Source organism: Agrobacterium sp. CG160-95, from assembly GCF_053521725.1.
Genome location: NZ_JBNWDU010000002.1, coordinates 346,858 through 366,437, shown reverse-complemented (window position 1 = coordinate 366,437; position 19,580 = coordinate 346,858). Strand labels below are relative to the sequence as shown.

General features: G+C 57.8%; 16 protein-coding genes and 1 tRNA gene. 12 read left to right on the top strand and 5 right to left on the bottom strand.

What is annotated here, in order from left to right; all coding sequences use genetic code 11:
- Positions 1-7: 7 nt before the first annotated feature.
- The 5 genes from secA to ACQZ63_RS08350 all read left to right on the top strand — a co-directional run bounded on the left by secA (position 8) and on the right by ACQZ63_RS08350 (position 7,796).
- On the top strand, positions 8-2,716 hold the full coding sequence (gene secA / locus ACQZ63_RS08370) for a preprotein translocase subunit SecA (RefSeq protein ID WP_038495808.1): 2,709 nt from the start codon (positions 8-10) through the stop codon (positions 2,714-2,716).
- Positions 2,717-2,865: 149 nt separating this feature from the next.
- Positions 2,866-3,759 carry a DMT family transporter gene (locus tag ACQZ63_RS08365; protein ID WP_013761727.1) on the top strand — a complete coding sequence of 298 codons (894 nt, stop codon included), beginning with the start codon at positions 2,866-2,868 and terminating at the stop codon, positions 3,757-3,759.
- Between the two features lie 81 nt (positions 3,760-3,840).
- Positions 3,841-5,043, top strand: a complete 1,203-nt coding sequence (locus tag ACQZ63_RS08360; RefSeq protein WP_113555414.1) for an acyltransferase family protein — start codon at positions 3,841-3,843, stop codon at positions 5,041-5,043.
- Positions 5,044-5,100: 57 nt separating this feature from the next.
- Complete coding sequence (uppV, locus tag ACQZ63_RS08355; protein ID WP_113555415.1) at positions 5,101-6,516, top strand: Wzx-type polysaccharide biosynthesis protein UppV; 1,416 nt, start codon at positions 5,101-5,103, stop codon at positions 6,514-6,516.
- 8 nt (positions 6,517-6,524) lie between these two features.
- Positions 6,525-7,796 (top strand): GNAT family N-acetyltransferase, encoded by a 1,272-nt coding sequence (locus tag ACQZ63_RS08350; RefSeq protein WP_113555416.1) that lies wholly within the window; start codon positions 6,525-6,527, stop codon positions 7,794-7,796.
- Between the two features lie 63 nt (positions 7,797-7,859).
- Here the strand turns inward: ACQZ63_RS08350 and uppQ are convergent, their stop codons facing one another.
- Positions 7,860-8,501, bottom strand: coding sequence for a polysaccharide biosynthesis GNAT family N-acetyltransferase UppQ (gene uppQ, locus ACQZ63_RS08345; protein WP_003511246.1), 642 nt, complete (start codon positions 8,499-8,501; stop codon positions 7,860-7,862).
- Between the two features lie 296 nt (positions 8,502-8,797).
- On the opposite strand from uppQ, the gene ACQZ63_RS08340 reads away from it, so the two are divergent.
- Positions 8,798-8,882, top strand: a tRNA-Leu gene (locus ACQZ63_RS08340).
- Positions 8,883-9,148: 266 nt separating this feature from the next.
- A complete protein-coding gene (locus tag ACQZ63_RS08335) occupies positions 9,149-9,664 on the top strand; it encodes a disulfide bond formation protein B (RefSeq protein ID WP_013761732.1) in 516 nt (171 codons plus the stop codon).
- Between the two features lie 31 nt (positions 9,665-9,695).
- On the opposite strand, the gene ACQZ63_RS08330 is transcribed toward ACQZ63_RS08335, so the two are convergent.
- Positions 9,696-10,253 (bottom strand): HNH endonuclease, encoded by a 558-nt coding sequence (locus ACQZ63_RS08330; RefSeq protein ID WP_003511248.1) that lies wholly within the window; start codon positions 10,251-10,253, stop codon positions 9,696-9,698.
- Between the two features lie 321 nt (positions 10,254-10,574).
- Between ACQZ63_RS08330 and ACQZ63_RS08325 the strand changes: the two genes are divergently transcribed.
- The 3 genes from ACQZ63_RS08325 to ACQZ63_RS08315 all read left to right on the top strand — a co-directional run bounded on the left by ACQZ63_RS08325 (position 10,575) and on the right by ACQZ63_RS08315 (position 12,662).
- Positions 10,575-10,877, top strand: coding sequence for a hypothetical protein (locus ACQZ63_RS08325; RefSeq protein ID WP_065659640.1), 303 nt, complete (start codon positions 10,575-10,577; stop codon positions 10,875-10,877).
- A gap of 148 nt (positions 10,878-11,025) precedes the next feature.
- Positions 11,026-11,631, top strand: coding sequence for a transglutaminase-like cysteine peptidase (locus tag ACQZ63_RS08320; protein ID WP_065659641.1), 606 nt, complete (start codon positions 11,026-11,028; stop codon positions 11,629-11,631).
- Between the two features lie 239 nt (positions 11,632-11,870).
- Positions 11,871-12,662 (top strand): metallophosphoesterase family protein, encoded by a 792-nt coding sequence (locus ACQZ63_RS08315; RefSeq protein WP_113555417.1) that lies wholly within the window; start codon positions 11,871-11,873, stop codon positions 12,660-12,662.
- 73 nt (positions 12,663-12,735) lie between these two features.
- Here ACQZ63_RS08315 and ACQZ63_RS08310 read toward each other — a convergent pair whose 3' ends face one another.
- The 3 genes from ACQZ63_RS08310 to ACQZ63_RS08300 form a co-directional block, all read right to left on the bottom strand.
- Positions 12,736-13,683, bottom strand: coding sequence for a polysaccharide pyruvyl transferase family protein (locus ACQZ63_RS08310; protein ID WP_113555418.1), 948 nt, complete (start codon positions 13,681-13,683; stop codon positions 12,736-12,738).
- Positions 13,684-13,719: 36 nt separating this feature from the next.
- Positions 13,720-15,192 carry a lipopolysaccharide biosynthesis protein gene (locus ACQZ63_RS08305; RefSeq protein WP_113555419.1) on the bottom strand — a complete coding sequence of 491 codons (1,473 nt, stop codon included), beginning with the start codon at positions 15,190-15,192 and terminating at the stop codon, positions 13,720-13,722.
- 73 nt (positions 15,193-15,265) lie between these two features.
- Positions 15,266-16,489: a glycosyltransferase family 4 protein gene (locus ACQZ63_RS08300; RefSeq protein ID WP_111803426.1), complete on the bottom strand. Its 1,224-nt coding sequence runs from the start codon at positions 16,487-16,489 to the stop codon at positions 15,266-15,268.
- A gap of 469 nt (positions 16,490-16,958) precedes the next feature.
- Here ACQZ63_RS08300 and ACQZ63_RS08295 point away from each other — a divergent pair, with 469 nt between their 5' ends.
- Together ACQZ63_RS08295 and ACQZ63_RS08290 are read left to right on the top strand one after the other, a co-directional pair.
- The gene (locus ACQZ63_RS08295) at positions 16,959-18,287 is read left to right on the top strand and encodes a hypothetical protein (RefSeq protein WP_113555421.1); all 1,329 of its coding nucleotides are present in this window, start codon (positions 16,959-16,961) and stop codon (positions 18,285-18,287) included.
- A gap of 255 nt (positions 18,288-18,542) precedes the next feature.
- Positions 18,543-19,451 (top strand): hypothetical protein, encoded by a 909-nt coding sequence (locus tag ACQZ63_RS08290; RefSeq protein ID WP_065659644.1) that lies wholly within the window; start codon positions 18,543-18,545, stop codon positions 19,449-19,451.
- The last annotated feature ends 129 nt before the right edge of the window (positions 19,452-19,580 follow it).

Here is a 19,580-nt window from a genome sequence, read left to right as displayed (position 1 = left end):
CAGTAAGATGGTCAGCCTCGGCGGAATAGCCCGCAAATTGTTCGGTTCGGCAAATGAACGCCGCGTCCGCTCCTATAAAAGCAAGATCGCAGCCATCAATGCGCTGGAGGAAGCCACCAAGGCTCTTTCCGACGACGCGCTGGCGGCAAAGACGGCGGAGTTCCGCCAGCAGCTTGCGGACGGCAAATCGCTGGACGATCTGCTGATCCCGGCTTTTGCCGTCGCCCGCGAGGCGTCGCGCCGCGTTCTGCACATGCGACCCTTTGATGTGCAGCTGACCGGTGCCATGATCCTGCACCAGGGCGCCATCGCTGAAATGAAGACCGGTGAAGGCAAGACGCTGGTGGCGACCCTTGCGGTCTACCTCAATGCGCTGGCCGGCAAGGGCGTGCATGTCGTTACCGTCAACGACTACCTCGCCCAGCGCGACGCGGCCACGATGAGCAAGCTCTACCGTTTCCTCGGTCTGACGACCGGTGTGATCGTGCACGGGCTAGATGACGACCAGCGCCGCGAGGCCTATGGCTGCGACATCACCTACGCCACGAATAACGAGCTTGGCTTCGATTATCTGCGCGACAACATGAAATATGATCGCGCCCAGATGGTGCAGCGCGGCCACAACTACGCAATCGTCGACGAAGTGGACAGCATTCTGGTCGATGAGGCGCGCACGCCGCTTATCATCTCCGGCCCGCTGGACGACCGCTCCGATCTCTATAACACCATCGACGCCTTCATTCCGCTTCTGTCGCCGGAAGATTACGAAATCGATGAGAAGCAGCGTTCGGCCAACTTCTCCGAAGACGGCACCGAGAAGCTCGAAAACCTGCTGCGGCAGGCGGGCCTGCTCAAGGGCGAATCGCTTTACGACATCGAAAACGTCGCCATCGTTCACCACATCAACAATGCGCTGAAGGCCCACAAGCTCTTCACCCGCGACAAGGACTACATCGTCCGCAACGACGAAATCGTCATCATCGACGAATTCACCGGCCGCATGATGCCGGGCCGCCGTTATTCCGAAGGCCAGCACCAGGCGCTGGAAGCCAAGGAAAAGGTGCAGATCCAGCCGGAAAACCAGACGCTGTCTTCCGTCACCTTCCAGAACTACTTCCGCATGTATGCAAAGCTTGCCGGCATGACCGGTACGGCGTCGACGGAAGCGGAAGAGTTCGGCAACATCTACGGTCTCGATGTCATCGAGGTGCCGACCAACCTGCCGATCCAGCGTATCGACGAGGACGACGAGGTTTATCGTACCGGCGAAGAGAAGTTCCTCGCCATCATCGCCGAGATCAAGGCGGCGCATGATCGTGGTCAGCCGGTTCTCGTCGGCACGACCTCCATCGAGAAATCCGAGCTTCTGGCCCACATGCTGCGCCAGTCCGGCTTTACCGATTTCCAGGTTCTGAACGCCCGTTACCACGAGCAGGAAGCCTATATCGTTTCGCAGGCCGGTGTTCCCGGTGCGGTCACCATCGCCACCAACATGGCCGGTCGTGGTACGGACATCCAGCTCGGCGGCAACGTCGAGATGCGTCTGGAGCGCGAGCTGGAAGGCATGGAGCCGGGTCCGGAGCGTGATGCGAAGGAAGCGGCCATCCGCGCAGAGATCAAGGTTCTCAAGGAAAAGGCGCTTGCCGCTGGCGGTCTCTACGTCATCGCGACCGAGCGCCACGAAAGCCGCCGTATCGACAACCAGCTGCGTGGCCGTTCCGGCCGTCAGGGCGACCCCGGCCGCTCGAAATTCTATCTGTCGCTTCAGGACGACCTGATGCGCATCTTCGGTTCCGAGCGCATGGACAGCATGCTGCAGAAGCTCGGCCTGAAGGACGGCGAGGCCATTGTCCATCCGTGGATCAACAAGGCGCTGGAACGCGCCCAGAAGAAGGTCGAAGCCCGTAACTTCGAGACCCGCAAGAACCTGCTGAAATATGACGACGTGCTGAACGACCAGCGCAAGGTCATCTTCGAGCAGCGCCTTGAGCTGATGGAATCCGACAATATCGGTGAAACCGCAGCCGACATGCGCCACGAAGTGATCGAAGCGCTCGTCACCAAGCATATTCCTGAAAATGCCTATGCCGAACAGTGGGATATCGCCGGTCTCAAGGCCGGTATCGCCCAGTTCCTGAACCTCGACCTGCCGGTGGAGGAATGGGCGAAGGAAGAAGGCATCGCCGAGGACGACATTCTTCAGCGCGTTACCGAGGCCGCGGACAAGTACGCCGCTGAACGTGCGGAACGTTTCGGCCCGGAGATCATGACCTATGTCGAGCGCTCGGTCGTGCTTCAGACAATCGACCATCTGTGGCGCGAACACATCGTCAACCTCGATCACCTTCGTTCCGTCGTCGGTTTCCGCGGTTACGCCCAGCGCGATCCATTGCAGGAATACAAGGCGGAAGCCTTCGAGCTGTTCCAGTCGCTGCTTACCAACCTGCGTGAAGCCGTCACCGCGCAGCTGATGCGCGTGGAACTGGTGCAGCAGGAACCGCAGCAGCCGGAGCTGCCGGAAATGACCGCGCATCACCTCGACCCCGTCACCGGGGAAGATGAGATGGCGCAGGGCGTGCCGGTCGCTTTCGTACCGGCCGAGGACCGCGACCCGAACAACCCCGCCACCTGGGGCCGTATCGGCCGCAACGAAATGTGCCCCTGCGGCTCGGGCAAGAAGTACAAGCACTGCCACGGCGTTTACGAACAGGCGTAAAAGGCCAGGGCTTTATGCCAGCAATCGATCGCCCGTAACCTGCGTTACGGGCGATTTTGTTTGGGCAGGATCATTGCTGCTGGTCGGGGTGTTGACTGGTATCGGCACTTTCCATATGGGAGCCGGATCATCCTGCGGAAACTGCTTTCATGGCCCCTCGCGATCTTGCCGCCTATATTTTTCTCGCGATTACGTGGGGCGTGTCTTTCCTGCTGCTTCTACATGTCGTCGCAGCCTTCGGCTGGATTGGCGCAGTCACGCTTCGCTCGCTCATAACCGCTGTAGCACTCTTTCTCATTGCGCGTGCGGCACGCCGGAAGCTTGCATTCTCCGCAAGCTGGCGCGCTTTCGCAATCGTCGGCGCAACGACGGTCGCCGGGCAACTGATCGGCCTGTCCTACGCGACGCCTCAGATCGGTACTGCGATGGCAGCCATATTGGTGGCGACCATTCCGCTTTTTTCAATGCTCATCTCGCAGATTTGGGGTCTGGAACGCCTGACGCGGCAGGGTATTGCCGGTCTCGTCATCGGCTTTGCCGGCATCGTCCTGCTCGTTGGTTTTCCCGCTGTTCCTGTCACATCCGGCTTTGTCATTGGCTGTGCTGCCGCTGTCGCCGCCTGCATCTGTGCCGCCTATGGCAGCAATTTTGCTAGCCTGCACCTCAAAGGGGTTGGATCCTGGGAAATAACCATCGGGTCCTTCCTGACAGGCGGCCTGATGACCTTGCCGCTTCTTTTCGCGGTGCCCTTGCCCGGAACGCCCGATCTCGTCGATTACGGTTATCTTCTGATACAGGCGGTCGTCATGAGCGGCCTGACCTACATCACCTATTTCAAGCTGGTCTCCTCGATCGGCGCAACGAAGGCGATCAGCGTGGAATTTGCCGTCACCGTTGTGGCGGTGCTTGTTGGCGCCCTGGTGCTCGACGAACCCCTGTCGCTTCCCCAGCTGTTCGGTGCCGGCATCATCATTCTGGGCTGCGCACTGGTGCTTGACCTCATGCCCAAGAAAAAGGCCCCGCCCACCCCGTCGGGTGCATGAAGGGTTTATTAGCGTTTTCCACCAATAGTCGTGTTGATCGTTACGGATCAGGCGAGATCGCGTTCGTCACGCGAGGGGAAAATGCAACCGGGCAAATCAGACTATGAGCATTATTGGGACCCGTTGCGGGCACTCCTCATGCTGCTCGGCATACCCTATCACGCCTCCCTGCTCTACAGCTATGCTTTGCCCTGGGACATCAAGGATTTCGAGACCAGCCCAGTCCTGACCGCGCTTGGGGCAGCGCTCGTCACCTTCCGCATGCCTTCGTTTTTTCTGGTGGCCGGCTATTTTTCCACCATGGTCATCGGCAGGAAGGGCAAGATGCCATGGCTCAGAAAGCGCTTCCTTCGCCTTGGCGTCCCTTTCATCGTGGCCGTACTCCTGCTTGGGCCATCGCAGCTTTTCCTGCTGAAACTGGCAGGTATCGCCAAAGGTGATATTCCCGCCGAGCGGCTGCTCGCGAACCTGCCGGATTTGCTGCTGCCGGGTGAGCAATGGATCATGCATCTATGGTTCCTACCCGCCCTTATCGCCTATTCGGGTCTGCTTGCCGGCCTGCTATTTCTGGCGGGGCGCCCGCCCCTCGCCTATGCAAGAGACTGGTTCGGCAGGATGCGGGGTCAATATCCAGCCGCGTTTTTCGCAGCGCTCTGCGCCTTCCCTGTTTTATGGGAGCTGACGGTTTACGGTTCGGGCCTGCTTGCTGGCAAAAATGGGAACAGCCTTCTCGTTCTCTACGAACGGGCCTCCGACCCTTACGCACGTTACGTACCGTTCTTCCTTATCGGGGCTTTGCTTCATCGCGACCGGGCTCTTTTTCACCGCTTCCGCCAGACGGGCATCCTCACGGGCGTCATCGCGTTTGCCGCGATCGCGGCAGCGGTCACGCTGCGGTTGGAATATCCTTTTTCGAACTCGGCCCTGCTGGTACTCGTCTCCACAATCGCCGCCGTGGCGGCAAGCCGCCTGCTGATCGATATCGCCTGCCGCTTTTTCGACCGGCCAAGCCGGCATGTCAGGAGAATGACCGACGCTTCCTTCACCATTTACCTGGTTCACCACCCGCTGATTTATGCCTTCGGCACCCTCTTCATCCTGATCTCGCTGCCGCCGATCCTGGAATTCGCCATCATCGTCGTCGCCACCACGATAACGGCCTATCTGCTGCATCAGGCGACACGCCGTAGTCCGCTTGCCCTTTTTCTCTTCAACGGGATCCGCAAACCGAGGCAGGTGGCCAATATCGGCACACAGGTGCCTGTCTCCCAAACCCTTCGTTAATGATAAGGTGCTTATAATCCAGTTGCCTACTCAACTGGAAATGATGGCGTGTGGATTATGGCTATCCTCAACACGGCGGAAAAAGCCTTACCCGCAGGCCTGCGCGCTAAACTGGCGCCGCTGGGGGCAAAAATCGCCGTCGTCGTTTCCGGCAGAGACGATGTCTCACGGGCCCAGCGCATGGCGCTCGTCGCCTTTGCGGTGCGCATCATCAGCGCCGGTATCGCTTTCATCTCCCAGATCATCCTTGCCCGCCTGATGGGCGAATTCGAATATGGCCTGTTCGCTTTTGTCTGGGTTCTGGTCATCCTGTTCGGCAACCTCTCCTGTCTCGGCTTTCACACCACCGTCATCCGCTTTCTGCCCGGCTACCGCCTGGAGGATGCCCATGACAAGATCATGGGTCTAACCTCGACAGCGCGCCTCTTCGCCATGCTTTCGGCCAGCGCGCTTGCATTTTTCGGTTTCGTCTTCCTGTATTTCTTCGGCGAGCGCATCTCCGCCTATTACCTCATTCCGGTTTCGCTGGCGCTTTTCACCCTGCCGATGGTGGCGCTTGGCGATGTGCTGAACGGGACAGCTCGTGCCAACGGCTGGGCGGTTTCAGCCCTCAGCCCCACCTATATCATCCGCCCGGTGCTGATCCTGCTGTTCATGCTGGTGGCGATCCGTCTCGGCGCGGAGAAAACCGCGACGACAGCGATGCTTGCGGCCCTTTTGGCCACCTATGCCACAACGCTTTTCCACTTCGTGTTCATGAACCGCCGGCTCAACCGGCATTTCCGCAGCGTTGCCCGCAGGGTGCATTTCCGTCCGTGGATACGGTTTGCCTTTCCGATGTTCCTGATCGACGGCATCGGTTTTTTGATGACCAATTCAGATGTAGTAATCGTCGGTCTATATCTGCCGCCGGATCAGGTCGGCATCTATTTTGCCGCGGCAAAAACCATCGTGCTGATGCAATTCGTGTTTTTTTCCGTGCAGGCGGCTGCGGCCCCACGTCTGGCCGCGCTCATTGCTGCCAATGACAGGCAGGGGCTGGCCGGGTTCGCCAGCCAGGCGGCGCGCTGGGCCTTCTGGCCATCGCTTGCCGTTGGCTGTCTCGTGCTTCTGGCAGGGCCGTTTCTGCTGTCCCTGTTCGGTCCCGGCTTCGTACAGGGTTACAAGCTGATGTTCTTCCTCTTTGCCGGCTTCCTCGCAAAAGCACTGATCGGCCCGGGAGAAACGCTGCTGAATATGGCCGGCAAACAAAAATTGTGCGTAGCTCTTTATATTATTATCTTCGGTTGTAACATTATACTCAACATGGTGTTGATTCCGGTCTATGGTCTGACAGGCGCTGCGGCAGCTGTCGCGATAGCAATGTGCATAGAAGCTGTGCTATTGCATGTTGCCATTCGCCGCACACTCGGGATCGTCCTTTTTGCCTTCAACGATCCCCGGGCGGGTCAAGACACTGGGAAGGCGGTGTAACGATAAGCATGTCCAGCGACCCAAAGAATCCGGATTTTCAGGACCCGCGCATCGCTGCGCTGATTGCGTCTACGGAGCGTGACCGCCCCGTGGCCGACAGCAGCCGGCGCGTGGGACGCGACGGCCGCGAATTCTGCATCTATCCTGGCCGGCTCGGTTACGACATGCAGGAAGAACTCGACTTCCTGTCCAACCGCGTCATGGAGGCAAATGTCTTCTTCACAGGGCGGCTTCTTGCACCCGCCATGCCGCGTATCGATGACAAGTCCGTGCGCTTCGCCCTTATTCGCGACGAGAACGGCGCTAGAAGCCGCATGCGGTTTCTGATGCCCTTCACCGTGGAAAAGCCGGGTTTTTCCATCGGTCCCTCCATCATCCGTGGCTGGGCCAACCCCTTCGGCCCTCTCGGCACGCCGCTGGTCGATACCGAAGGTGCCGCAGAAACGCTCGACAATCTTTTCGATGCGCTTTCCGACCGGGAAATGCGCCTGCCGAATGTTCTGGTACTGCCGGATGTACGGCTTGAAGGGCCTTTTGCCCGGATGTTCAAGGCCATAGCAATCAGCCGCAACCTGCCGGTGACGACGACTGGTAACTATCAGCGGCCGATGCTGGAGAGCCTTCTGGACGGCGAAGCCTATCTGCGCAATTCACTTGCGCCGCATCATTTGCGGGAAATGCGCAGGCAGTGGCGACAGCTCGAAAAACTCGGGGCCCTTTCCTACACCGTTACCCGGCAACCGAAGGACATACGCTACCGCATGGAGGAATTCCTGGCGCTGGAAGCGAGTGGCTGGAAAGGCCGCAAACGCAGCGCGCTGGTGAACGACCGCTATCGCGCCGCCTTCGCCCGCGAGGCAATCACCAATCTGGCCGAAGCGGATGCAGTGCGCATTCACACCATCGATCTCAATGGCAGCGCCATCGCCTCCATGATCGTCTTCATGACGGCTGGCGAGGCCTATACATGGAAGACCGCCTTTGACGAATCCTACTCGCGGTTTTCACCCGGCAAACTTTTGGTGCAGAAACTGACCGACTGGCAGCTGGACGACGCCAATATTCTGCGCAGCGACAGCTGCGCAGTGCCCGATCATCCGATCATGAGCCGCTTCTGGCAGGAACGGCAGGAAATGGGCACTCTGGTCGTCGGGCTTGCGCAGAACAGCGACCGTGACGTGCGACAGGTTTCCACGCAGGTGGACATGTATCGCAACACCCGCAACCTCGCCCGCAGCCTGCGCCAGAAAATCCTCTCCTTCGGGCGCAAGAACAGTTAATCCCGAAGGATGCCGCAGCATCCTTCGGTTTGGTATCGGACTATCCACGGGGCTGACGCTGCGTCAGCGCGAGGCCGTCCGGATCATCTTGCACAATTGCGTCAGTGCTGCGTCATATCCGCCGCCGAGAATATCGACACAACGACGGGCAAGCTTGATCTGCTCGTTTCGCGACATGTCGTTATAGGCCTGTATGGCATTGCGCATGCCACCGGGCGATACCGGGCCCGTGTTGCCGGGGTTTCCAGGATTGCCCGGATTACCGGGGTTCCCCGGATTGCCTGGCGAGCTGGAGCCGCCGATGCCAAGCCCGACACCAAGGCCGAGACCGCTCGATCCGCCCACATTCGCACCAACATTGGCATTGATGCCGCTGGAGCCGCCAACCGAAGCATTGGCGCCCGCACTGACACCGCTCGAGCCGCCAACGGATGCGTTGACATCCGCATTGACCCCGCTGCTACCACCGACCGACGCGTTGACATCCGCGCCCAGTCCGCCACTGCTTCTGCCGCCGACATCAGCGCTGGCATTGACGCCATTGCTGCCACCAACGGAAGCGTCGACACCGAGCCCACCGCTGCCATTGCCGCCCACACTGGCATTCACCCCGTTCTCACCGCCAATCCCGATATCCAGCGCGTGGGCGTTGACCGGTAAAATCAGACAGGCAGACAGTAACAAATTGCGAGAAAGCGCCCTCATAATTTCCTCCTATGAGTTCTGGCTTCTCCCGCCCCGCGTGGAAACTCCACGCAGACATCATAATTCAATTAGCAATTGTGTATATTCTAATTTATTAGTGGTATCTAATATTGCTTTAACGCCACAACCGTCGGTGTACCGATACGGGACGGACAAACGCCACTCTCCTTTCATTCCCCGCCCGGTAAAAGCTCTGAAATGAAGGCTGCAAACGCACGTCATTAGACAGGAAAAATCAGCTTTGGGGTTGCACGCATGCCATTGGCCGTGATAGACGCCGTGGCATTACCACCGTTGCCCCAATGGCGGAATTGGTAGACGCGCCGCACTCAAAATGCGGTTCCGCAAGGAGTGCTGGTTCGATCCCGGCTTGGGGTACCATTTCCAAAACCGCATTGATTTTCTTCGTTTTATTCCGGTCTTTCAAAAAGACCGGTCGATTGCTTCGCGGCCATCGAGACACTCACGAAACTTTGCTCATTCGCCCCCCGAATATTACCGGGCTTTCATTTGCCAGATGCAAAGGACTGGATTAGACGAATCCGGGAATACACCGTTGAACCGGCGACTTAATTTCGCCATCACGCCCGCCTTTTTGAAAGCCCGTTCGGGATATCTGCTTCTTCGTGAAGTTTGGGGAAAACATCATGGCCACTGCAACAACCGCCGACAACAGCCGCACGCTCGCCGCTCTTGGTGTAACGGCGGGAATGATCTTTACTGTCGGCTCCGCCCTCGGTTTCCAGCATATCGGCGGTTATACGCCCTGCGCATTGTGCCTTTTGCAGCGCGATCCCTATTACTACGCCATTCCGTTGGGTATTCTGGCCATAGCGACCAGCATCTTCAAGCTGCCGGTTCAGATCACGCGGCTGCTTCTCGCCCTCATTGGCGTGGCGATGCTGATCGGCGCCGGGCTTGGTGTTTATCACGCTGGTGTGGAATGGGGTTTCTGGGCAGGGCCTATCACCTGCGCCACGGGTGCGCCATCCATCACCACCAATGCCGGTGACCTGCTTGGCAATCTGAATGCCATCAAGGCACCCTCCTGCAACGACGCTGCACTTCGGGTGCTCGGCCTTTCGTTTGCCGGTTGGAATGTCATTGCAAGCGTTGCGCTTGCGGCCGTTGCCTTTTTTGGCGCGAGCCGGAAAAGCCGTTAAACGGAAAAGCCGCGTTGCAGTCCTCAAAGCACTAGGGCTGCAGCTCGGTATCCCAGTAAAGATAGTCCATCCAGCTTTCGTGCAGGTAGTTGGGCGGGAACAGCCGCCCGTTATTGTGCAAGTCCTGAACCGTCGGCTGGAAGGGCTTCTGCGCCGGGAACATGCCCGCCTGCTTGGGAAGCTTGCTGCCTTTTCTAAGATTGCAGGGAGAGCAGGCCGCCACGACATTGTGCCACGTGGTTTCGCCGCCATGGGCGCGGGGAATCACGTGATCGAAGGTCAGGTCGTCCCGCGTGCCGCAATACTGGCATTCGAACTTGTCCCGAAGGAACACGTTAAAGCGTGTGAAGGCCGGGTTGCGGGTGGGCTGGACATAGGTCTTGAGGCTGACGACGCTCGGCAACCGCATGGAAAAGCTGGGTGACGACACCGCGTGATCATATTCTGCAATGATGTTCACACGGTCTAGAAAGACGGCCTTGATCGCGTCCTGCCAGGACCATAACGACAAGGGATAATAACTCAGTGGCCTGTAGTCTGCGTTCAGAACGAGCGCCGGCAGGGCCTGTGGTGAAACTGCAATCGTCAAGGGCTTCTCCTGATCGATTCGGCATCTGCACTTGTATATTAGGTCCGTTGTTACAGGATTGTGAAGCCCATAAATGCAGCGGAGAAGAGCTTAATTTTTCAGCTCTAAAAACGTCTTTTTTGCGTTCCGGACAATCGGGCGGCGAGATAGTCGTCTGGCCACTATCTGGTGATGCCCCCAGCGGTACCGAAGCGATTCGCCTGCCGACGAACGCTATATTCGTTCTCACCCTCAATGCGAGATCAGTGATATAGTCAACGCGACGAACGATTGGGAAAGCAGAATGCGTATCTGTCGTTCTGTCGAGGGAAGGAAACGGCCATGATCTTGCGCAGGCACCAAACGGCAGCGTTATGGAAGGGCCTGGCGGCTGGCGCCTTTGCCGTGCTGATGGGCCTGCCCGCTTCCGCTTCTGCCCAGCAATATCAGAATTTCGAAGTCACGCCGGATGGCCGTGGCGGTGCGCAGGGAACGATCGGCGGGCGCAATTTCGAGGTCTACCGCAATTACGACCGGCCGCCGGCAAATCGCAGCAACTCAACCGATACGCGGCGTGAGTACCGAAACGCTGTGCCACAGCAGACATGTATCATAGATGCCGAGGGCCGCACCCGCTGCAAGTAAGCGAAAACTCACCGGTTTCCCCGCTGTTCTATCTCGCTTTAATAAAATTGGATTTCGCTAAAAAGCAATCTATCGACTTAAACGGCCCGCAACGAAGGGTCGCTATGTTGCCATGCACAAGAGACAACAACCGGGCAGAGGCAGAGACATGGCGAAGAGACAAATCCGTCTGGCAAAGACTATGGCAGTTGCCGTCAGCGTGGCGGCAAGCATCGCGACGATGGCATCGGCTGCCCCGCTTGCCGGCCTGGCGCAGAACCCGACCGCATCGCGCCCCGGCCTGTTCATGACGACAAGCCGCCCGACAATTGCACCCATCGCCTTCGCAAAATTTTGCGACGACGCCGCCGACCAATGTGTCCGGATTGGCGATCGCGACACGGTTGAACTGACCAAGCAGAAGCGCACGGAACTCCAGCGCATCAACGCCGAGATCAACACATCGATAATCTATACAAGCGAAGCGGACGGACAGGACGAATGGAATCTGAACCCCGCAAGCGGTGACTGTGACGACTACGCGGTGACCAAGCGGCAACGCCTTCTGCGCGCCGGCTGGCCCTCGGGCGCCCTGCGCATTGCCACCGCCCGCACCCCCACCGGCATAGGCCACGCCGTTCTGGTCGTCAGCACCAGCCAGGGCGATCTGGTGCTGGACAACCGCACCAACGTCGTCAAGCCTTGGAAAGCGGTTGACCTGAAATGGATCAAGATCCAGTCACACGAAAACCCGCGTGTCTGGCTGAAACTCTAGGTCTATCGCGCACAGGATAGTCATTTTCGAACAGGAAAGGGGCGATCCGTTCCTCTTCAATTGCCGCGGCGCGCCTTGCGAAAATCGACACCGGCTTTCGCAATTCCCTGCCCCGGATAGCTTTGTCGGCAGGGCTTTGGCGGATGCCGCAGCCGTTGCATGGACCCAGGATTTACGGGCTCTGTGGCGTTGGCTTTCAACACTCTTGACCTCGTGCAAGAGAGACAGTATCGGCATCTATGCCTAAAGTGCTCAACTGGATTCGCGGTCGTAAACAGCCAGCCCCCCGCGACGACCGGAGGCGGCGCAGAATAGACCTCGGCGACAAATCTCCGTCTTTTCCGATCTACGCCATTGGCGACGTCCATGGCAGCCTCGATCTGCTTTTGCAGGCGGAACAGAAAATCCTTGCCGATCTCGCAAGCAATCCATCCCCCGCTCTGGTTATTCTTCTGGGCGACTATGTCGATCGTGGCCGGGATTCCTGCGGTGTTCTCCAGCATCTGATGCAACCACCGCCGGCGCCCCTGCGCCGCATCTCGCTTTGCGGCAATCACGAACAGCTCTTCAGCGATTTCCTCGAAAATCCGCAAGACAACATGCACTGGCTGGATTTCGGCGGCCGCCAGACGCTTCTGTCCTACGGGGTCGATATCAGCTACTTCATGAACAACGGCCGTCTGCGGCTCCAGCCGTTCAGGGATGCGCTGATTGGCGCGATCCCGCAGGCCCATCGGCAACTTCTAGTCAGCCTGCCTATCTGCGTCCGCATGGGACCCTATTTTTTCGTTCATGCCGGCCTTAAACCCGGGGTGCCGCTTGAGGCGCAGACCGATGAGGACATGTTGTGGATCCGGGAACCCTTCCTGTCGGAAGGGGCGGGACTGGACCTTCTCATCATTCACGGCCATACGCCGGCGCCGGAACCACAGACAGGTCCGCAACGGATCGGCATCGACACCGGCGCGTTTACGACGGGCAGGCTGACTGTCCTCAGACTTTCGGATGCTGGCTTGCACCTGATCGGATGAGGTAAGCGATCGGTCTATTGTTCCGGAAACGGACGTCGTGCGTCCGAAAGAAGCCGCACAGTAATGCACGTTTTCACGCGCCCTTGAATTGCCGTTTCCATGTTTCGATTGCGTCAACAGGCAACTTGATTGGCGGCGCGTCGCTCCCGGAAATCCAGTTCGACATTCTGTCGAAATCCTTGCGATCCATTGTCGGCAAACCGGTATCCTTGGAAATTTCCGTGGCCCGGTTGTCGACTTTGACGATAAGGGCGCGTCGAAATTTCTGCATCGCGCGAATACCACCATGCAGTCGCGTGCCTACGAAATCCACATCCTCATTATCCAGAAAATGATTATAGGCTGCAAGAGTCGGATCAATGAACTTCAATCCGGAAATATTCATTGAGGCCAGATAGGCCGTATCTTCGCGTTGCTGCGGCCAGAAATAGACGGTGTCGTAACGATCCTTCAAAATTTCGATCATTTTTTTGTCTTCCTCCTGCCGATTGAGATAGAAGGTCAGCGTGGTGACTACAGAGGAAGCCTTGCCAGTGGGAATGGATTTGCAATGTTGCGGGTCAAGTCTCCACATGGTGGGGCATGAGGTGTTCAGAACCTGTTTCCCCATGGATCGCAGCTTTTCGGCCGTATAGTTGTCACGCACCGCATGTGTGAATTTATCCGAGAGGATTTTCTTTAAAATCCAACGTGAATAGCCGTTCGGCTGTTTCATGTAATTCATCCAGCCGCAGCCAAGAAGAATGGTCTCGCCGAAAGCAAACGCGTCCCATGGCAGCAACTTCCACAACACGCGGGCTTCCATGTTCGACGCGAGAATATTGGTGCCGGCCACGAAGGCGGCTTCGCTCTTACGCAGCAGCGACTTCGAGACATTCGTCATATATTCATGAGTCGCCACATGATAGGGATAGGCTTGAGGAACCACCTCAATCAACACATCCTTGACGGCATCGAGAATTATCTGATCGCCAAGATTGTCCGAGGCTACGGTTGTATCGAGAATTGTGATCGTCTTCATAAGAACCTCGTCCTGAAATTAAGCCGTTCTGTGGTTTTATTTTCTTGGAAAGAGCGCTCTGACTTCCTTGAGCACACCTCTTACATCCCGCGGCATGGTGACAAAAAGCAGAGCCGGATAGATCACCGCCCCTGCGGAGACCAGCAGGCACAGCTTTACCTGGCTGGAGAAACGTTCACCCATTAGCCATGAGAGGCCGCTGACTAAACCCGCCATGGTGACAGCCGCAACGAGTGGCGGCAAGCATGTGCGGAAGGTGCCGCCTATCGATATGCCTGTCCTGTTTCTGACACTGACCAAGGCGACCGGCCATATCAGATAAGCCCTGACGACATGGGCCAGGGTAACCGGCAGCAACCCGAAAGGTGCAGCCGCGATACCGAGAGCGCAACCGACAACGACCTGAAGAAACGACAGAAAGAGCGTACTACCACCCTGCCGTATGGCGGTTAGAAGCGGCCAGACAAATGAATTTGCTACAAATGGCAGAGCCGTCAGACATAATAATTGCGTCACCGGCGCTGCATCTGCCCAGTTTTCGCCGAAGGCGACGGGAAGAAGAACCGGCGCCGTGGCTGCGAGGCCGAGGAAACAAGGAAAAGCGATGACACCCGACAGCCGGATGAAACCGAAATAGGCATTTTCGAGCGATTTGTTCTCGGCATTGATGCGGGCATAACTCGTCAACGCCACAGATGTCAGGGGAATGACAGCCAGCTGACTGACGAGGTCGATGCATCGCCATGACAAACGGATATATCCCACAGCCGCAGTGGAGAGAAAAGCCGCGGCGATCAACTCCTGCAGACGGACATTCAGACCCATCAAAAAGTTTGCAGCAAAGATGCGCGACCCGAAACTCCATTGATCGGCGACATATGCTCGCACGAAACGCAGGCGCGGCACCCACCCGCTGGCTATCCAGTTCATAACCGTGGTCACAAGACTGGCGATCAGCCTTTGAACGACCATGGCCCATACGCCCCAACCGTTCAGGGCAAGCGCGATTGCGACCACACCGGCAAGAAAATTGGACAGAAGCGCGCGCATGGCAAGCTTGCGAAAAGCGAACTCACGCTGAAGCCTGGCCTCATGGATGGCGCCGGCGCCCATGATGAAGAGAGCGCTGGAAAGCGCCATCAAGACCGGGCTGAGTTCGGCAATTCTGAACAAGTCCGCAAGGAACGGCGCCGCCAGTGAAAGCAGGGCACACAGGACAGCGCCCCATAGGAGTGAGAACCAGAAGGCGGTATCGGCATAGTCCTCGTCAAGCTGGGGCCGCTGCAACACTGCCTCTGGCAGGCCGCCGCGAGCAATGACGAGGATAATATCCACGAAAACCGTAGCTATTGCGACAAGGCCGAACTCATCCGGCGCCAAGAGGCGTGCGAGAATAAGAAAGACAATGAAGGACAAAAAGACATTGCCATAGCTACCAACCGCACTCCACAAGGCGCTTGTAATAGAGCGTTTTTCCAGACGGGGAGAGCTTTCGTCCGACCTCACCATTTGCTGAGCCCAGGCCTACTGGATCGCGCTTCGCCCCGGGCCGCGAAATCCGGGCTTGGCCACCGCCAGCTCATCATGCAGCCGCGGCCTTGCTTTTCGCCAGTACGTCCTCGTAGAGCTTCACATAGTTCTCGCCCACCCGGCGTGAGGTGGATTCCTCGACGATATTTCCGAAATCGGCCTCCGTCGGCAATTGCTCGCGCGAAAGCGTCAACACCCGGCGAATGCGTGCGGCAAGGTCTGTGGCGTTGCCCGGTTCGAACAGCCAGTCGTGGTTGGTCTCGCCGATCAGTTCCGGAATGCCGCCCGAGGCAGCGCCGATGACCGGCACCCCCATCGCGTAAGCCTCGTAGATGGTGCGCGGCGAAGGTTCAGCCCAGAAGGAGGGAACGATGAGCACATCGATCTCTTCGAAGAATTCCTTCGGCTTTGCCCAGCCGACGAACTCGATCGGCAGGTCGCCGGCCTGGGCCTTGAAGCGTTCGATGGAATCGTCCATCGCGTGGCCGGCAACCAGACAGCGCCAGTTACCGTGCCCGATTTCCCTGAAGGCATCGACCATGTTGCCGACACCCTTTTCCGTGTTGATGCGGCCGATATAGCCGAAGGTCATCGGCTTGCCGGTTCGGTCGATCTGCCTGCGTGCGACCGGGTCGCCCTCCGGAACCGTGCAGGAATAAAAGATCACACGGCGCATGCTTTCCGGCAGGTGATGGAAAAGCCCGTGATCGACATGGGTTTTAAGGATTTCCGTGCCAACGCTTGCCACCGCGCCGATGTAGCGCTGCGTGAATTTCTTGGTGAAATTCACCACCTGACAGCCGAGATGGATGTGTTCGCAGGGCTTGCCACCCTTGAACATGGCGGCGTTACCGCACAGAAGATCATATTCGCAGATCGTGTGGACGATCGGAATGTTGCGTTTATGCGCCGCCCGCCACACCAGCGTCGTCACATCCAGCAGCGAGTGCGTATTGAGAACATCCGGCTTGAAATCGTCAAGAACGGCTTCGAACTGCTTCTCGACGTTGAAATTCCATTGCTGCTTGATCTTCTGCATACGCCTTTGCTGCGGCGTATATTGTGGCCAGTCCTCCAGCCAGAAATCGTTATTGTGGAACATGCGGTAGACGCTGACGCCATTGCGCACCGTTTTGGGTTCGGCCTGCCGCTCTATGCAGGCGGCACCGACCTCATGTCCCATGGAGACGAGTTCCTCGGCAAGATGTTCGACCGAGCGTTCGCACCCGCCAACGATATGCGGCGGATAAAGGCTGCTGAGATGGAGAATTCGCATACGGATACGCTCTATTTCCTTATCGAAAATTTATGACTTCCGCTTGGCCTCGCCCATGTTGCCGGATACTCCGGGACCAATGAGACATGTGCAAAAAACACAAAAGGCAGAGCAGATTTAACGCTTGAAAATATGAATAACCAAAAATCCACTTTCAAAAAGCACGGGAACTGACGGCATTTCAAGTGCTTTTTTTCGCGGCGCGACAAAAGTCATGCCGTGTTGCGAAAAGAACCTGTCCCGTGTTAGCTTCATTCTCATATGAAAAAACGTACGGGCGGAAGCGGTGAATTCTGTTTCGTCCGAAGATAATATCATTAATTTATATATTTATTTCATTTCAGAAACATGGATTTGATGGCGAATGAAGATGCTAAAAACTTCCAGGACAATCTGACATCTTGAGAGGCGCCGCCGATATGATCGCGGCTGCTTTTTATAATCTCGCCGGAATGACCAGGAGACGCAGATGAACGGAAAACAGCCGGTCACCATGGGCCACCTGACACGGCGCGGCCTGCTTTCCGCTGTACCTTTCGCACTGGTTGCCGCCACGGGTGTGCGCCGCGCTTTCGCGCAGACTCAATCCGTTTTTTCGGCAGGAACAGAAGCTTTTGTGGACAGCGTGGGCGTGTGTGGCCATTTCGCCCGCACGAACGGCATTTATCCGGAAAGCTTCGAGCGCATCCTGCCTGAACTGGAAGCGCTTGGTGTGGGCCACCTGCGTGACGATGGACTGATTACCGCAAGGGACAGCCGCAACAGCCCGGCTTTCCAGCGCCTGCGCAGGATTGTGGCGGCCAACGTTCGCCTCACGATCATCTGTTACGACACTCTCAACCCCTACGTCTCAACACCACTGAACAGGATTGCCGATTTCTACGACTGGTGCGACGGCGGAATCGAAGTTTTTGAAGGCAGCAATGAACCGATGCTGACGAAAGACCCGGTCAATGCGCCGCGCATTTCGGCAGAGCATCAGGCTGCACTTTTTGCAACGATCCGCTCAACTCCGGCCATGAGCAACGTACCGCTTGTCGCGCCAAGCTATATCCAGGCGAATACGGCGCTGGCGCTAAACCTGCAGAACGTATGTGACTTCGGCAATATTCACCCCTACGCCGGAATGGAACATCCCGAAACGACCGGGCCGGGGGCGCTCTCCAAATCCGTCGCCGCCTCGGCGCATATAGCAGCCGGCCGGCCAGTGATCGCCACCGAGATCGGGTACCACACCTCACTGCGAACGAAAACCTTCCATTTTCCCGTCACCGAAGGCATCAAGGCGCGCTACATGCCGCGCACGCTCCTGTGGTCCTTCATCAGCGGCATCCGCCGGGCTTACATCTATGAAATGGTCTCCAGCTTTGCCGAAGACGAAACAAATCCGGAATCGTCCTTCGGCCTGCTGCGCCACGATCTGAGCCGGACCCCTGCTTACGGGGCCGTTCGTACCCTTCTTGCACTTTGCAAGGCAAGTCGACAAACAGAGCCAGCGGAACGCAGCCTCGCTTTCCTCAACGATGATTCCGAAAGGTTTTCCCTGCGCTTGACAAGACCAGACGGCGCGCTGCTCGCCCCGGTGTGGCTTGGCATACGCGGCTGGCAATGGCCGGCGCGGATCGAAAATCCGCCAGCCGAACGTGCAACGGCCTTTTCGGTAACCGGCCCGCATAGCCAAGTCATCGCGCACCGGTTCGGCGATGACGGTTCCGTAAGCCAGCGGGTGATCGCAAAGGAAGGTGGGCAATACCGGCTTTCCATCAGCGACCAGCTTACGGTGCTGGAGGTTTTCTGAACGGCGTGCGGGCGAAAATTTCCGGCCAACCGGCTGATAACACCCCGGCGAAAAGTCGCCGTGTCCTGACGCCCAGAGAAAAGTCCTCGTTTCTGCTGTTAAGTATACCCCGAAGTTCCGTTCACAAGTTTATTTTAGCACTTGATCGTTAGCTAGGGCTGTGCGATTTAAAAAGAAAATTTTAGATGTTGGATAACCATATTCAGCATTTCAGCTTACTTAAAATCGTATTTTTTAAAAATTTGGAGAGTTGTGATGTCCCGCCTTCGTATTGGCTCGACGCTCACTGGTGCGGTATTGATCACCAGCCTCGGTCTTTTTTCCACAGTCGCCAACGCCCAGAACGTGGAACCAGCGCCGCCAGCTGCCGGGCAGCAGACGCCGCCGGTACAGACTGCGACAACTGGCACACCCGTGAAGGCCGCCGACGAAACCAACGCCGCATTTCTGGCTCGCGTTAACAGCTCCAATCCGGACACGGTTTCCCTTGCTGCCGCGGAACTGTTCAAGCAGTCTCCGACGCAGGCAACGGTCAAGGATCTGGCCGGCATCGCTTCCAGCACCGATGCGGCAAACGCCGACATGACGGGAAAGGTGACGAACGGCTTTCCGATCATTGCCGTTTCCACCAGCGCGGCGCAGTTCTCCGAACAGCTTTCTGGCCTGATCCTGAGCGACTCCAGCCAGTTGCCCACCATCGTCGCACTGGCCCAGAAGGTCGGCAACAAGGACTTCTCCGAAGTTGTCGGCGAAGGTCTGGCACTCGCCTATTCTACGGCGATGCAGAGGGGCAACACGATACTTGCCGCCGCAATCCAGTTGCAGACCAAGGGTGTCGGCGTGCCCTCCGATCTTCTGATCGCCTTTAGCGAAAATGTTCAGGGAACGGCGGCCGGTCCGGCAGCGCCTGCGGCAGCTGCAGCTGCTGCCTCACCGATCGGTGGCGCAGGCTCTTCACCTGCAAGCGGCAACAGCATTGGCGGCTCGGGAGCGGCGGGCTCACCAGCCGGTACGGCACAGGCCGGCGGCGGAGCCGCACCGGTTGGCGGTGGCGGCAGCGGTGGCAGCACTGGCAGCGGCGGAACCACCACAACCAACAACTTCTTTGCCGCGCCCCTTTCAACCGGCAGCACCAGCACGCCAGTCAGCACAAGTCCCGTTTGAACCCGGTTTTGCCGCCCTTCCTGCGGGAATGGCGGCCGCCTGTCCTACCATGCAACCGAGACTTGGCGGGTGCCACGCCCGCCAAAAAGAGCGAGGCTGACAGTTGTTGCAAAGGCACGATCCCCTGAC